Annotated in this window: 11 protein-coding genes; 3 read left to right on the top strand and 8 right to left on the bottom strand. The window is 65.2% G+C overall.

The window, feature by feature from the left end:
* Window positions 1–64: 64 nt before the first annotated feature.
* Window positions 65–3,541 (top strand): indolepyruvate ferredoxin oxidoreductase family protein, encoded by a 3,477-nt coding sequence (locus AABA84_RS33275; protein ID WP_338314236.1) that lies wholly within the window; start codon window positions 65–67, stop codon window positions 3,539–3,541.
* A gap of 146 nt (window positions 3,542–3,687) precedes the next feature.
* On the opposite strand, the gene AABA84_RS33270 is transcribed toward AABA84_RS33275, so the two are convergent.
* From AABA84_RS33270 to AABA84_RS33255, 4 genes are all read right to left on the bottom strand, one after another.
* Entirely contained in the window at window positions 3,688–5,409 is a 1,722-nt protein-coding gene (locus AABA84_RS33270) for an FAD-dependent oxidoreductase (RefSeq protein ID WP_338314235.1), read from the bottom strand.
* Window positions 5,410–5,468: 59 nt separating this feature from the next.
* Entirely contained in the window at window positions 5,469–6,488 is a 1,020-nt protein-coding gene (locus AABA84_RS33265) for a S1C family serine protease (RefSeq protein ID WP_212247802.1), read from the bottom strand.
* A gap of 91 nt (window positions 6,489–6,579) precedes the next feature.
* Complete coding sequence (locus AABA84_RS33260) at window positions 6,580–7,026, bottom strand: hypothetical protein (protein WP_338314234.1); 447 nt, start codon at window positions 7,024–7,026, stop codon at window positions 6,580–6,582.
* A 7-nt stretch (window positions 7,027–7,033) separates the two neighbouring features.
* Window positions 7,034–8,632, bottom strand: coding sequence for a GMC family oxidoreductase (locus tag AABA84_RS33255; protein WP_338308407.1), 1,599 nt, complete (start codon window positions 8,630–8,632; stop codon window positions 7,034–7,036).
* Between the two features lie 200 nt (window positions 8,633–8,832).
* On the opposite strand from AABA84_RS33255, the gene AABA84_RS33250 reads away from it, so the two are divergent.
* The gene (locus AABA84_RS33250) at window positions 8,833–9,621 is read left to right on the top strand and encodes a thermonuclease family protein (protein WP_338314233.1); all 789 of its coding nucleotides are present in this window, start codon (window positions 8,833–8,835) and stop codon (window positions 9,619–9,621) included.
* A 218-nt stretch (window positions 9,622–9,839) separates the two neighbouring features.
* Here the strand turns inward: AABA84_RS33250 and cyoD are convergent, their stop codons facing one another.
* From cyoD to AABA84_RS33230, 4 genes are read right to left on the bottom strand one after another with little or no spacing between them, the layout of a single operon-like run.
* Window positions 9,840–10,226 carry a cytochrome o ubiquinol oxidase subunit IV gene (cyoD, locus tag AABA84_RS33245; protein ID WP_212247795.1) on the bottom strand — a complete coding sequence of 129 codons (387 nt, stop codon included), beginning with the start codon at window positions 10,224–10,226 and terminating at the stop codon, window positions 9,840–9,842.
* Window positions 10,223–10,864, bottom strand: coding sequence for a cytochrome (ubi)quinol oxidase subunit III (locus AABA84_RS33240; protein WP_212247793.1), 642 nt, complete (start codon window positions 10,862–10,864; stop codon window positions 10,223–10,225). Before AABA84_RS33240 ends, cyoD begins: the two co-directional genes overlap by 4 nt.
* Window positions 10,864–12,864, bottom strand: a complete 2,001-nt coding sequence (cyoB, locus tag AABA84_RS33235; protein WP_338314232.1) for a cytochrome o ubiquinol oxidase subunit I — start codon at window positions 12,862–12,864, stop codon at window positions 10,864–10,866. Before cyoB ends, AABA84_RS33240 begins: the two co-directional genes overlap by 1 nt.
* Window positions 12,854–13,660 carry a cytochrome ubiquinol oxidase subunit II gene (locus AABA84_RS33230; RefSeq protein WP_338314231.1) on the bottom strand — a complete coding sequence of 269 codons (807 nt, stop codon included), beginning with the start codon at window positions 13,658–13,660 and terminating at the stop codon, window positions 12,854–12,856. Before AABA84_RS33230 ends, cyoB begins: the two co-directional genes overlap by 11 nt.
* A 276-nt stretch (window positions 13,661–13,936) precedes the next feature.
* On the opposite strand from AABA84_RS33230, the gene AABA84_RS33225 reads away from it, so the two are divergent.
* Entirely contained in the window at window positions 13,937–14,737 is an 801-nt protein-coding gene (locus tag AABA84_RS33225; RefSeq protein WP_212247788.1) for an SDR family NAD(P)-dependent oxidoreductase, read from the top strand.
* Window positions 14,738–14,768 lie beyond the last annotated feature (31 nt).

Below are 14,768 nucleotides of genomic sequence, written 5' to 3'. Positions count from 1 at the left end.
CAAAGCCGCGAGCCTCCCGCGGCGCAAAATCCCTCGCCGGACCAGGACAACAAGGATCCCCGACATGACGCTGTTGCAGGTCGAGCTGGACGATAAATACCGGCTCGAATCGAAGCGGATCTTCCTGTCCGGCACACAGGCTCTGGTTCGCTTGCCGATGTTGCAGCGCGAACGCGACCGGCTCCAGGGACTCAACACCGGCGGATTCATCTCCGGGTATCGCGGCTCCCCGCTCGGCATGTACGACCACGCGTTGTGGCGCGCGAAGTCACACCTTCAGCAGCACGACATCGCCTTCGTCCCAGGCCTGAACGAAGATCTGGCGGCGACCGCGGTCTGGGGCAGCCAGCAGGTCGGCCTGTTTCCCGGCGCCAAGGTCGATGGCGTGTTCGGCATCTGGTACGGCAAGGGCCCCGGCGTCGACCGCTCGGTCGATGCGCTCAAGCATGCCAATGCCGCCGGCACCTCGCTCAATGGCGGCGTGCTGGCGCTGGCCGGTGACGACCATGGGTGCCAGTCCTCGACGCTGGCGCATCAGAGCGAGCAGGTGTTCGCGGCGGCGCTGATCCCCGTGATCAATCCCGCGACGCTGCAGGACTACCTCGATCTCGGCCTCTACGGCTTCGCGCTGTCGCGCTTCTCCGGCTGCTGGGTCGGATTCAAGGCGATCAGCGAGACCGTGGAAAGTTCGGCGTCGATCGACAGCGACCCTGAACGCATCAAGATCGTGCTGCCCGAGGATTTCGAGATGCCGCCCGGCGGCCTCAACATCCGCTGGCCCGATCCGCCGCTGGATGCCGAGAGGCGCCTGTTCGGCCCGAAGATGGCCGCGGTGCAGGCCTTTGCCCGCGCCAACCAGCTCGACCGCATCGTGCTCGATTCCAAACCGGCGCGGCTCGGCATCGTCGCCACCGGCAAAGCCTATCTCGATCTGCGCCAGGCATTGGCCGATCTCGGCATGACCGACAAGGACGCGCAGGATCTCGGTCTGCGCATCTACAAGGTCGCACTGACCTGGCCGCTGGAGGAAACCGGCGCGAAGCGTTTCGCCGAAGGCCTTCAGGATATTCTCGTGGTCGAGGAGAAGCGCGGCTTCATCGAAGACCAGCTGATGCGCATCCTCTACAACATCGATGCCTCCAGGCGCCCGACGATCACGGGCAAGCGCGACGAGCGCGGCGCGCCGCTGTTGCCAAGCGAGGGCGAGCTGACGCCGACCATCGTCGCCGCCGCGCTGGTGGCACGCTTGCGCAAGCTCGGCCATCACAGCCCGGTGCTGGAGCAGCGCCTCGCCCGGCTCGAGGCGTTCGACCATCCGGTCACCACCGGCACGCAGATCAAGCTCGCACGCACGCCGTTCTTCTGCTCGGGCTGCCCGCACAACACCTCGACCCGCGTGCCCGAGGGCAGCCGCGCCATGGCCGGCATCGGCTGCCACGGCATGGCCCTGAGCATGCCGACCCGCCGCACCGATCTGATCTCGCATATGGGCGCCGAGGGCGTGAACTGGATCGGCCAGTCGCCCTTCACGAGCGAGAAGCACATCTTCCAGAATCTCGGCGACGGCACCTACACCCATTCCGGGCTTCTCGCCCTTCGCGCGGCATCGGCCGCCGGCATCAACATCACCTACAAGATCCTCTACAACGACGCCGTCGCGATGACCGGCGGCCAGCCCGCCGAAGGCGCCTTCAATGTCGCGCAGATCGCGCATCAGGTCTGGGCCGAGGGCGTCAAGCGTCTTGCAATCGTCTCGGACGATCCGAGCAAGTACCCGCAAGGAAACTACTTCCCGCAAGGCGCGACCATCCACCATCGCCGCGAGCTCGATGCCGTCCAGCGCGAGCTGCGCGACATCAAGGGCCTCACGGTCGTGATCTACGACCAGACCTGCGCCGCGGAAAAGCGCCGCCGCCGCAAGCGCGGGCTCTATCCCGATCCGGCCAAGCGCGCCTTCATCAACGAGCTGGTCTGCGAGGGCTGCGGCGATTGCTCGCAGGCCTCCAACTGCGTCTCCGTGCAGCCGCTGGAGACCGAGTTCGGCCGCAAGCGCCAGATCGACCAGTCGAACTGCAACAAGGACTTTTCCTGCGTCGAGGGTTTTTGCCCGAGTTTCGTGACCGTGCACGGCGGCACCCTGAAGCGCATGAAGACTTCGGCCGTCGATTCAGGCCAGCTGTTCGCCGATTTGCCGCTGCCGCCCGCGCGCGAGCTGGACGTGCCCTACAACATCCTCGTCACCGGCATCGGCGGGACCGGCGTCATCACCATCGGCGCGCTGCTCGGCATGGCCGCCCATGTCGACGGCCGCGGCTGCTCGGCGCTCGACTTCACCGGCCTGTCGCAAAAGAACGGTGCCGTGATGAGCCATGTCCGCATCGCACGGAGACCCGAAGACATCTCCGCGGTCCGCATCACCACCGGCGGCGCCGACGTCATTCTCGGCTGCGACATGATCGTCTCGGCCGGCCCCTCCGCGCTCAGCCGCGCCGAACGTGGCGTGACCAGAGCCTACATCAACGCCGATTTGCAGCCGACCGCGAGCTTCGTGCAAAATCCCGATCTCGACTTCGAGATGGGCACGATGCAGACCGTGCTGCGCGACGCCGTCGGCGACAACAACCTCGATATCATCGATGCCACCGGCATTGCCGCCGCGCTGTTGGGCGACAGCATCGCGACCAACCCCTTCATGCTCGGCTTCGCCTTCCAGAAGGGCGCAATCCCGCTGTCGCTGGAAGCGCTGCTGCGCGCCATCGAAATCAACGGCGCCGCGATCGAGATGAACAAGCTCGCCTTCACCTGGGGACGCCTGGCCGCCCACGACATGTCGCGGGTGCGCAGCGTGCTCCAGTTCAAGAGCCGCGCCGCCGCTCCGACCAAGTCCCTCGACGACATCATCGCGACCCGCGCCGAGTTTTTGACGGGCTATCAGGACAAGGCGTACGCGGATCGCTATCTCGCGGCCGTCGCCAAGGTGCGCAAGGCGGAAACCTCCGCCTCTGCCGTGTCAATCGAGCTGACCGAAGCCGTCGCGAAGAACCTGTTCAAGCTGATGTCCTACAAGGATGAGTACGAGGTCGCGCGGCTCTACACCGACGGCAGCTTCGCGAAGAAGGTGTCGGAGAAGTTCGACGGCGACTTCAACCTGAAATACCACCTCGCTCCGCCGATCTTCGCAAAGCGCGACAAGACCACCGGACATCTGCAGAAGCAGGAGTTCGGCGGCTGGATGATCCATGCCTTCCGCGTTCTCGCCAAGCTCAAGTTCCTGCGCGGCGGTGCCTTCGATCCGTTCGGCCGCACCGAGGAGCGCCGGACGGAGCGGAAGTTGATGGCGGATTATCTCAGCATGATCGATCAGCGGATCGCCGGGCTGAAAGCGGAGCAGATCCCGCTGCTGGCAAGGCTCGCGAGAGTGCCGGAGACGATCCGCGGATTCGGCCATGTCAAGGAAGCCAATATCAAGCGGGCGGCAGCCGAGACGGCGCGGCTGGAAGCGGAGCTGGAGAACAGCCGATTTGCGGCGGCTGCGGAGTGACGGAGGAGGCAGGCGCGAGCCTCACACTTGCTGTCATCGCCCGGCTTGACCGGGCGATCCAGTACTCCGAGACGGCAGTGAAATACGGATAGGCCGCGGCGTACTGGATGCCCCGCCTTCGCGGGGCATGACAGCGGTGGGGGTGGCTAGACCGACGCCAACAGGCTGGCAGCGGTCTCACGCGCCACACTCCCCTCCGCCAGATGCCGTCCTGCAATATACCCGAACGTCAGCGCCGGCCCCAGCGTGATGCCCGGCGCCGGATAATTGCCGTTCATGATCGAGCCCATGTCATTGCCGCAGGCATAGAGGCCCGCGATCGGCGTACCGTCCTCGCGTAGCACTCGGGCTTGCGGATCGACCCTCATGCCGATGGCCGTGCCGAGATCGGCCGGATGGATGCGCATCGCGAAGAACGGGGCGCGGAGGATCGGCGCGACGCAGGGGTTGGGCTTGTGGCTGATATCACCGAGACGGCGCTGGTAGATGGTGCTGCCGCGGCCGAATTCGCCATCGCGCCCCTCTTTCGCGCCTTCGTTGTAGCTCGCGATCGTCGCCGTGAGCACCGGCGGCTTGACGCCGATCCTCGCCGCAAGCTGGGCAACGTCAGGAGCCTCGACCAGCTCGCCGCTCACCACATAGCGCCGATAGCTGCGCGTGAACGGCTTGATGCGGCCGAGGCCGTAGGCCCACAGGAACCGGCGATCGCAAATCAGATAGAACGGCTCGCCATTGCCATGACGGAGCATGGCGAGCACGAATTCATGGTGGGACAGCGCCTCGTTGACGAAGCGCCGGCCCGCCGCGTTGACGGCGATCACACCGGGCTTGGCGCGGTCGGTCACAATGTGCGGGAACACGCCGCGGCTGCCGTCGTCGCGGCGGAACAGCGAGGACGGGACCCAATAGGCCGGGCTGGTCGCGTCCGCGTTGAGCGCGGCACCTGTCGTCGCAGCGAGCCGAAGTCCGCCGCCGGTGCCCGAGGTGTTGGTCGCCGAGACAAATCCGGCCGCCGCCGGGAAGAAGCGCTTGCGCAAGCTCGCGTCGTGCGAGAAGCCGCCGGTTGCCAGCACCACGCCGCGGCGCGCTGCGATCGGCCGATCGCGCGAGCCATGACGGATCACCACGCCGCTGACGCGGTCGCCCTGCAGCGAGAGGTCTTCGACGTCGGCGCTGAAGAGAACTTCAACCTGCCGCGCCAGCAGCGAAGCATAGAGCTGCGCGGCAAGTGCGTTGCCGAGATGCAGCGACGTTCCGCGCGAGCTGCGCAGCCGCTGCAGCGCATATCGAGAGACCAGCCGCGCCGCACGCATGGTCGAGCGCAGCGATTTTCCAACGCTGCGCAGGTGCGGAACGTCGAGAGGATTGACCATCATCCCGCCGAACAGCATGAACTCCGGCAGCGGTGGCCGCAATCGCGCAAAAGCGGCGCCGAGCCGCGTGCCATCGAAACCGACCGGCTCCAGCACGCGGCCGCCAGCCGTTGCCCCCAGCCGCTCCGGATAACAATCCGGACAGGCCTTCACCGGCTGGAGGCGAACTTCCGTGTTGGCTTCGAGATAGGCGATCGCCTCGGGCCCGCGCGCGAGGAAGGCGGCGCGCAGACCGGCATTGGCAGGCTCGGGCACCGTGCTCGACAGATATTGGACCGCATCCGCGACGCTGTCGGAGAGCCCGGCCGCCTTCATCTTGGCATTGGCAGGGATCCAGACCATGCCGGCGGACCACGCGGTGGTGCCGCCGACGAACGCGGTCTTCTCGATCACCAGCACGCGCAGGCCCTGCGCAGCGGCAACGGCCGCCGCCGCCATACCGCCGGCACCGGCGCCGATGACAATGACGTCGTAGGTCTCATGCGCCGGCATCATGCGGCGGGGTTCCGGGGACGGGGCATGACACCGTCATACCTCGCCTGGAGGGGCCGACGCTAGCGCGCAGGCTTCCGCTCGATCGGATCGATGTCGATCGCCCGCAGGCGGCCGAGCCGCAGCACGTCCATGGCGAGCCGCCGGCCGATCCGGTCGCGATCGAGCACGCGGATCAGATCGTCGACGCCGTTGATCTCGACGCCATCGAGCCTGATCACCACGTCGCCGGGCAACAGTCCCGCCTTCGCCGCCGGACCGTCCGGCTCGATTTGCGCGAGCAGCGCGCCCATCTTGTTTTCGATGCCGGCCAGCACCGCATGCCGCCGCGGCACCGGCGCGGTCTGTCCGGCGACGCCGATATAGGCGCGGCGGACATAGCCGTGGCGGATGATCTCCGCCAGCACGAATTGCGCGGTGTTGCTGGCAACCGCGAAGCAGATGCCCTGCGCGCCGTTGATGATGGCGGTGTTGATGCCGATCACCTCGGCATTCGACGACAGCAGCGGGCCGCCGGAATTGCCGGGGTTGAGCGCGGCATCGGTCTGGATCACGTCCTCGATGGTGCGGCCGCTGACTGAGCGGATCGAGCGGCCGAGCGCCGAGACCACGCCGGCGGTCACGGTCGATTCGAAGCCGAGCGGATTGCCGATCGCGATCACGAGCTGGCCGCGGCGCAAGGTCTTGGAGTTGCCGAGCGCGGCATAGGGCAAGTCGCGCACGCCATTGGCGCGCAGCAACGCGAGGTCGGTGTCGGGATCGACGCCGAGCACCTGGGCCTCGCCGACATGGCCCTCGACGTCGCGCAGCCGGATCTCCTTCGACGTGCCAACCACGTGGCTGTTGGTGAGGACAAGCCCGTCCGGTGAGATCACGATGCCCGAGCCGAGCCCGCCGCGCTCACGGCCGTTCGGCACTTTTGGCCCGGTCTCGACACGCACGACCGCGGGGCCGACGCGGTCGGTCACATCGATCACGGCATTGGAATAGGCGTCCAGCAACGCCCGGTCATCGGCCGGCGCAGATGCCGTCGTTCGCGATGACGCGGCGTCATCGACGATATCTGAGGTGAAATCCAACATGGCAAGAGTCCTTGAGGCTCACACAGATGGTGGCCTGCTCGCTGCCGCGCAAGGTGCCCGCCAGGAGTGCAGGGCTCGACTGCCCAGATGGCTAGGGCGCGCGCCGCAGCGTGCCTGCCCTCGCCTTGACGGGGTCGAGCAGCGACCAGTCCCCGTCCGGAAGCACATGGCCGTTCGGGAATGGCGCCCGCGGCTCGATCCCCAACGAGCCCAGCACGCGGTCGTCGCGGTAGTAGCATTGCAGCACGACACGGACGAGCGTTGCGGCGGCCGCACCGCCGGCACTGCGGAACTCCTGCGCCACCGCATCGCGCCTGGCGGCATCGAGCTCGGCAAGCGGCTGACCTGCCAGCCGCGCCAGATGATCCAGCGCCGCCGCCACCAATTTGGTATCGCGGCCGAGCGTTGCCAGCATGTCGGCCTGGATCGCGAGGTCGTCTGCGCCGGGCACCTTGTACTCGCCGCTGGCGGGAACGATCATCGCGGCGATGGTACGGAGGTCGTCGCGCTGGGTGCGCGTGAGATTGTCTGCGGACATGGCGGCCTCAATCGAACAAATTGGCAAGGCGCTGCTTCATCTGGTCGGCGATGTAGAGCGCGAGGGCCTGGATGGTGGAGGTCGGGTTCACGCCGCCCGAGGTGACGAAGATGCTGCCGTCGACGATGAAGAGGTTCTTCACGTCGTGCGTGCGGCCCCATTCGTTGACGACGGAGCTCTTGGGATCGGTGCCCATCCGCGCGGTGCCGAGCAGGTGCCAGCCGCCCCAGGGGATCGGTGAGTTGACGCAGATGTCGGTGGCGCCTGCGGTCTCGAGGACCTCCCGACCGCGCGCCAACGCATGTTCCATCATCTTCCGGCTGTTCTCGCTGATGGTGTAGTCGATCTTCGGTGCGGGAATGCCGTGACTGTCCTTCAGGACGGGATCGAGCGTGACGCGATTATGCTCCTCCGGCAGATCCTCGCAGATCGCAGAGAAGCCCAGCCGGTGGCCGTTCAGCTTGCGGAAGACGCGGTGATGATCGGCGCCCCAGGGCAGAATGCCCTTCTGCTCGCTGACGACGGCCTCGAACACCGGCCCTGCCCCGCGCACGAACTGAACGCCATAGCCGCGCACGAAGCCGCGCGACAGGTCGGTGTCGTACCACTCCTTGCTCCACAGGCAGGTCGGCGGCGCGCGGTTAGAGTCGGTCGGCTCTTTTACATAGCCGTAGATCTGCGCGTAGGGATGGAACATCAAATTCTTGCCGACGAGGCCGGACGAATTGGCAAGGCCGTTCGGAAAGCGCAAGGACGCCGAGTTCAGCAATAGCCGCGGGGTGCCGACGCCGTTGCAGGCGATGATGACGACATGCGCGGGCTGGAACTGCTCGATGCCGTCCTTGTCGTAATAAACCACGCCGGAGGCCATGCCGTTCTCGTCGGTGGCGATCTCGCGCACCCGGCAATGGGTGCGCAGCTCGACGCCGGCACGGATCGCCTGCGGCCAATAGGTGATGTCGGTGGAGGACTTGGCGCCCTGCGCGCAGGCCGGCGTGCAATGGCCGAGATTGATGCAGCGCGCCCGGCCCTCATAATCCATCGTCGCGACCGTCGTATCCGACGGCCACCAGTGCCAGCCGAGCTTGTTCATGGCCTTGCCGATGATGGCGCCGGACAATCCGAGCGGCTGTTGCGGCATCGGCGGATGCGTCAGCGGCGAGCGCGGATCGCCTGACAAGCCCGACGTGCCCATGATCCGGTCGTTCTCCTCGAAGAACGGGGTCAGCGTGTCGTAATCGATCGGCCAGTCGTCGGCGACGCCGTCCAGCGTCCGCACCTTGAAATCGGAGGGATGCAGCCGCGGCCAGTGCGCGGTGTACATCACCGTGGAGCCGCCAACCGCATTGTAGTTCACGACCTTGATCGGCGAATTGTCGTCGTTGATCGGATAGTCCTCGGGACGGCCGCGCACGTTCGGGCTCGACGACCACTCGCCGTAGAACTTGGCCTCCCAGTCGCGGCCGGTGCTGGGATATTCCGCCGGGTTCATCCAGCCGCCCTGCTCCAGGCAGAGGATATGCATCTTGGTCTCGGCTAGCGACCACGCCACCGCCGCGCCCGAAGCGCCGGCGCCGATGATCAGGACGTCCACGGGGTCTTTCATCGCAACCTTTTCCTCCCGCCCTCGCCGCTTCCCGGGCGATTCGGCCTGCACGGTCCGCAAGGCCTGCGAACGATAGGGTCAGAGCGGGCGGGGAGTAAAGCCGCGGGGCCGGAATGTCGCACTTCGCAGGGTGCAGACCATTGGTATCGCCACATCCGGATGCTAGGAACAGGCGCACGAGCAATCGATAGCGAGACCGTATGTCCTTCCGAAATGTCTTTGCCGCCGCCCGCGCTTTTGCGCTCATTTGGTTCTTCGCCTTGTCCGGATTTCTGGCGTCTTCCGAGCCGGCTTCCGCGCTGACCGCCGCCGCGACAGTCCGCGACGGCAACTCCATCCAGCTTGGCGACGTCACCTATCGGCTCGACGGCGTCGACGCGCCCGAACTCGACCAGGTCTGCATCGACGACCACGCCGATCCCTGGACCTGTGGCATCGAGGCCCGCGATCAGCTGGCGAAGCTGATCAACAAGCGCTCCGTGCGTTGTGACGATGTCGGGCCGGAGAAGAGTTTTGGCAAGCGGCACCGGGCGATCTGCACGGCCGAGGGCGACAAGGCGACCTTGAACGAGCAGCTGGTCAAGCTCGGTTTTGCCATCGCCCGCGAGCCGATCAAGGCGAACGTCAAGCCGGCGGCGGGCGAAGCCAAGACGGCCTCGGCCGGAATTTGGAAGGGGTGCTTTGTTGCGCCGCAAGACTTCCGTGCCGGCAAAAAGGACGGCGCCCTGCTGGGCGCCGCCTGCCGCCCGGACCGCGACAAGGAAATTCGCGCCGTGCTGTTTCCGGAGGAGCTGACGATGCCGCCGAGTTGCAGCATCAAGGGCAAGCTCGCGGTGCGCGCACGCGTCACCGGCAATATCGGCATCTATCATTTGCGGGGTTGCCCGAGCTACCCGGCGACCACCAAGCCGGACCGCTGGTTCTGCTCGGAGGACGACGCCCAGGCGGCCGGCTTCCGCAAGGCCTATAACTGCCGTCGGCCGAAGTGAATAATTCCCTCACGCATCCGTGAGTAGTAGTCCGGCACCGTATTGATCCGGAATTGAACTCCTTCGCGAGTCGCTGCACTCATAGAGGTACGCAAGCGCTTGCGCGGGCGTTTCCTTGGCAGCAATCCGGCTCCGGCCCGATTGCCCTGCTTGGGCGTTTCCTCCCTAGACTTGGGCCGCTTGTCACAACAAGCGGCTCTTCTTTTTGGACGGCTCTATCACTGCATCCGCATGATCTGGTCCATCGGCGGCATGTTCGCATTCAGATGCGCCATGATCCAGACCGTGCCGCCCACCACCAGGAAGACCACCAGCAGGCCGAAGGCCAGCGCCAGCACGTTGTTGGTGTTGTCGGGGCCCGTCGTGATGTGCAGGAAGAACACCAGATGCACCCCCATCTGCGCGATCGCCAGCACGATCAGCGCGACGGGGATGGAGGGCTGCCAGACCAGATCGGTGCCGGCGATGAAGAACGACGTCGCCGTCAGCAGCAGCGCCAGGACAAGGCCGACGACGTAGCCGAGAATGCGGGTGCCGACACTGTGCTGCTCTTCCTCGCCCGGCGCGAGGTCATGGTCGGTCCGTGCATGGGTCTGATCGCTCATGCCGCACTCCCAAGCAGGTAGACCACGGAGAACACCGCGACCCAGATGATGTCGAGCGCGTGCCAGAACAGCGCAAAACACATCATCCGGCGCAATATATCGGCACGGAAGCCCTTGGCGAACACCTGGGCCATCATGGTGAGCAGCCACAGCACGCCGGCGGAAACATGCAGGCCGTGGCAGCCGACCAGCGAGAAGAACGCGGTCAGGAACGCGCTGCGCGACGGGCCATAGCCGCGCGCGACGAGGTCGGCGAATTCGCGGAATTCGATCGCCAGGAATATGAGTCCCAACAGACAAGTCACGGCCATGCCGAGATAGAACCAGAACCGGTTGCGCACATCGGCGGCAATGCTGGCCATGCCGCAGGTAAAACTCGACAACAGCAGGCAGACCGTCTCGATCGCGACGTTCCTCTGCTCGAAGATCTCCGAGCCCTTCGGGCCGCCGGCCGTCTGGCCAGACAGCACCGCATAGGCCGCGAAGAAGCAGGAGAACATCACGATGTCGGAGAGCAGGAAGACCCAGAAACCGTAGGCGGTCACGATCCGCTTCGAAGCGGGTCCGGGATGCTCGATGACGATCCCGATGTGATGGGGATCGGCATGCGCATGGCCGGCGGTCGCGGTCATCGCCATCAGACCGCCCCCGCCATGCTGACGAGGCTGCGCCGCTCCTCGAGATTGACGCGGTCGATCGCGGCGACCTCGTCGGCCGGAATGACGTATTCGTCGTGATCGCGCCAGGCGAACACGACGAAGGTCGCGAACGCGCCGAGGCCGCCCAGAATCACCATCCACCAGATGTGCCAGATCAGCGCAAAGCCCATGATGGTAGCGAAGAACGCGCAGACGAAGCCGGTCGGGGAATTCCGGGGCATCTCGATGTCCTGATAGTCCGGCCTGTCGCGTTCGAGCGATTGCTGCTGGGCACGGACCTTCATGTCCCAATAGGCGTCCTCGCCGCGCACATCGGGATTGAAGGCGAAGTTGAAAACGGGCGGCGGCGACGAGGTCGCCCATTCCAGCGAGCGGCCGTCCCAGGGATCGCCGGTGCGGTCGCGCAGCACATCGCGGTTGCGGATGCTGACCACGAGCTGCACGATCTGACAGATCACCCCGATCGTCAGCACGGCTATGCCAATCGCTGCAACGATCATCCAGGGCCGCCACGCCGCGACGTCATAGTGCTGCATGCGCCTGGTCATGCCGAGCATGCCGGCAATATAGAGCGGGATGAAGGTGATGAAGAAGCCGAGGAAGGTGAACCAGAACGCCAGCTTGCCCCAGCGTTCGTCGAGGCGGAAACCAAACGCCTTCGGAAACCAATATTCGAAGCCGGCGAAGGCGCCGAACAGCACGCCGCCGATGATGACGTTGTGGAAATGCGCCACCAGGAACATGCTGTTGTGAAGCATGAAGTCAGCCGGCGGCACCGCGAGCAGGACGCCCGTCAATCCGCCGACGATGAAGGTCACCATGAAGCCGACCGACCACAGCATCGGCGTCGCAAAGCGGATGCGGCCGCCATACATCGTGAACAGCCAATTGTAGATCTTCACGCCCGTCGGCACCGCGATGATCATGCTGGCGATGCCGAAGATGGCATTGACGTCCGGCCCCGCCCCCATCGTGAAGAAATGATGCAGCCAGACCATGAAGGAGATGACGCAGATCGCCATGGTCGCAAGCACCATCGAGCGATAGCCGAACAGCCCCTTGCCGGAGAAGGTCGAGACCACCTCGGAGAAGATGCCGAACGCCGGCAGCACCAGAATGTAGACCTCCGGATGGCCCCAGGCCCAGATCAGATTCATGAACATCATGACGTTGCCGCCGGCCTCGTTGGTGAAGAAATGGAAGCCGAGGTAACGGTCGAGCAGCAGCATCGCGAGCGTGGCGGTGAGGATCGGAAAGGCTGCAACGATGAGGAGGTTCGAGGCCAGCGTGGTCCAGCAGAACATCGGCATGCGCAGATAATTCATGCCCTTGGTGCGCAGCTTCAGGACCGTCGTGACGAGATTGATGCCGGCCACCAGCGTGCCGACGCCGGAGATCTGCAGCGACCAGGCGTAATAGTCGACGCCGACGCCGGGCGAATAGGACAGCTCCGACAGCGGCGGAAAGGCGAGCCAGCCGGTGCGCGCGAACTCGCCGACCACGAGCGAGAGATTGACCAGCAGCGCACCGGTCGCGGTCAGCCAGAATCCGACCGAATTGAGCGTCGGGAAAGCGACGTCGCGCACGCCGAGCTGGAGCGGCACGATCAGGTTCATCAGCCCGATCACGAACGGCATCGCCACGAAGAAGATCATGATGGTGCCGTGCGCCGAGAAGATCTGGTTGTAGTGCTCCGGCGGCAGATAGCCCTGCGACTGGTAGGCGACGGCCTGCTGAATCCGCATCATGATGGCGTCGCTGCCACCGCGCAGCAGCATCACCGAGGCCAGCAGAATGTACATGACGCCGATGCGCTTGTGATCGACGCTGGTGATCCATTCGCTCCAGAGATAGGGCAGATGTCCCTTCACCACGACCCAGGTCAGCACGCCCAGGATCGCGACCAGCACCACTGCGCCCGCGACCAGCGGGATGGGCTGATCGAACGGAATGGCCGACCAATCGAGCTTACCGAGCATCGTGGCCTCCACTGTGCGGCCGGCCTGCATCGGAGAGCAGTTCCGGCCCGGGTCCCGGCGGAATGTGCTGGGTCGCGATCAAATCAAACAGGCGGGGATCTTCCAGGCGATAGATCGGCCTGCCCTTCTCGACGCCCTGCTGCATCAGCTTCTTGTAGCTGTCCTCATTCAGCACGGCATCGGTCTTCGCCGTGGTCGCCACCCATTCCGGAAAGGCGAGCGGCGAGACCACGTTGACGTCGAACATCATGTCGGGAAAGCCGTCGCCGGAGAAATGCGCGGACAACCCCTGCAGCTTGCCTTCGTTGTCGGCGCGCAGGTTCAGCTTCGTCACCATGCCGTTCATGGTGTAGATCATGCTGCCGAGCTGCGGGATGAAGAACGTGTTCATCACGCTCGACGACGTCAGCTGAAAGTTCAGCTCGGCGCCGGCCGGCACGGTCAGCGTGTTGACGGTGGCGATGCGCTGGTCCGGATAGAGGAACAGCCATTTCCAGTCGAGCGAAACCGCTTGGATCCGCACCGGGCTTCCAGTCCCCGGCACCGGTGCTGCGGGATCGAGTTGATGCGAGCCGATCCAGGCGACGCCGCCGAGCAGGATGACGGTGAGCGCAGGGATCGCCCACACCACCATCTCGACGCGGCCGGAATAGACGAAGTCAGGCTGGTAGCGCGCTTTTGGATTCGAGGCGCGAAACCAGAACGCGAAGCCGAGAATCGCGAAAATGGTGGGCACCACGATCACGAGCATGATGAAGACGGAATCGACCAGAATGGTGCTGTTGGCCGCAGCCACGGGCCCTTGTGGGTCGAGCAGATTCATCGGCAAGCCACTGGCGGTTGGGAAGCCCCCGGACAGAGCCTAGCGCGGGAAAGGCTCCGCAACAAACGCGGCGACCTCGGAACGGTTCCTGGACCGCAAGGGCCAGCCATGCGCATTGAGCCGGCGCAACATGCAAATCCATGCGATGTCAATGACATGAACGCAGAAGCCGCGCCCTTCTCTCCGGTCGGGGCGATTGCTAATCTGCACGAAAATAATGGGAAGTACGGGATCAGGGAGTGAATCGAGATGCGCTTGAAGGACAAGGTCGCCATCGTCGTCGGAGCCGGACAAAGTCCCGGCGAAGGCATGGGCAACGGCCGCGCCACCGCGCTGACCTTCGCGCGCGAGGGCGCAAAGGTCCTGTGCGTCGATCATCATCTGGAATCGGCGCAGGAAACGGTGGCGATGATCACCGCGAAACATGGCACTGCCGCAGCCTTCAAGGCCGACGTCACGAAGTCGGCCGACATCATGGCGATGGTTAAGGACGCGCAGTCGCGCTGGGGCCGGATCGACGTGCTGCACAACAATGTCGGCGTCAGCCTGTCCGGCGGCGATGCCGAGCTGCTGCAACTGACCGAGGAGGCGTTCGACCGTGTCGTCGCGATCAATCTGAAGAGCTGCATTCTCGCAGCGAAAGAGGTGATCCCGATCATGCGCGCGCAAGGCAGCGGCGCCATCATCAACATCTCCTCGATGGCGGCGATCACGACTTATCCCTATGTCGCCTACAAGGCGACGAAGTCGGCGATGATCGCCTTCACCGAACAGCTCGCCTACCAGAACGCCGAATACGGCATCCGCGCCAACGTCATCTTGCCCGGCCTGATGAACACGCCGATGGCCGTCGACACCCGCGCCCGCGAATGGCACAAGACCCGCGCCGAGGTCGAAGCCGAGCGCGACAGCAAGGTGCCGCTGCGCAAGAAAATGGGGACCGGCTGGGACGTCGCCAACGCCGCGCTGTTTCTGGCGTCGGATGAGGCGAATTTCATTACGGGCGTGACGCTGCCGGTGGATGGCGGAGCGAGCGTGAGACGGGGGTAGGTCAGGCGAGCGCCTTTCTTACTCTCCCCTG

Origin of the sequence: Bradyrhizobium sp. TM239 (assembly GCF_036247985.1) — a bacterium.
Lineage (GTDB): Bacteria > Pseudomonadota > Alphaproteobacteria > Rhizobiales > Xanthobacteraceae > Bradyrhizobium > Bradyrhizobium ottawaense.
This window is presented reverse-complemented; position numbering and strand designations above follow the sequence as displayed.

Bases quoted from the DNA above. Each gene is read 5' to 3' on its own strand.
- AABA84_RS33275 (WP_338314236.1), top strand. From the start codon at position 65: ATGACGCTGTTGCAGGTCGAGCTGGACGATAAATACCGGCTCGAATCG.
- AABA84_RS33270 (WP_338314235.1), bottom strand. From the start codon at position 5,409: ATGATGCCGGCGCATGAGACCTACGACGTCATTGTCATCGGCGCCGGT.
- AABA84_RS33265 (WP_212247802.1), bottom strand. From the start codon at position 6,488: ATGTTGGATTTCACCTCAGATATCGTCGATGACGCCGCGTCATCGCGA.
- AABA84_RS33260 (WP_338314234.1), bottom strand. From the start codon at position 7,026: ATGTCCGCAGACAATCTCACGCGCACCCAGCGCGACGACCTCCGTACC.
- AABA84_RS33255 (WP_338308407.1), bottom strand. From the start codon at position 8,632: ATGAAAGACCCCGTGGACGTCCTGATCATCGGCGCCGGCGCTTCGGGC.
- AABA84_RS33250 (WP_338314233.1), top strand. From the start codon at position 8,833: ATGTCCTTCCGAAATGTCTTTGCCGCCGCCCGCGCTTTTGCGCTCATT.
- cyoD (WP_212247795.1), bottom strand. From the start codon at position 10,226: ATGAGCGATCAGACCCATGCACGGACCGACCATGACCTCGCGCCGGGC.
- AABA84_RS33240 (WP_212247793.1), bottom strand. From the start codon at position 10,864: ATGGCGATGACCGCGACCGCCGGCCATGCGCATGCCGATCCCCATCAC.
- cyoB (WP_338314232.1), bottom strand. From the start codon at position 12,864: ATGCTCGGTAAGCTCGATTGGTCGGCCATTCCGTTCGATCAGCCCATC.
- AABA84_RS33225 (WP_212247788.1), top strand. From the start codon at position 13,937: ATGCGCTTGAAGGACAAGGTCGCCATCGTCGTCGGAGCCGGACAAAGT.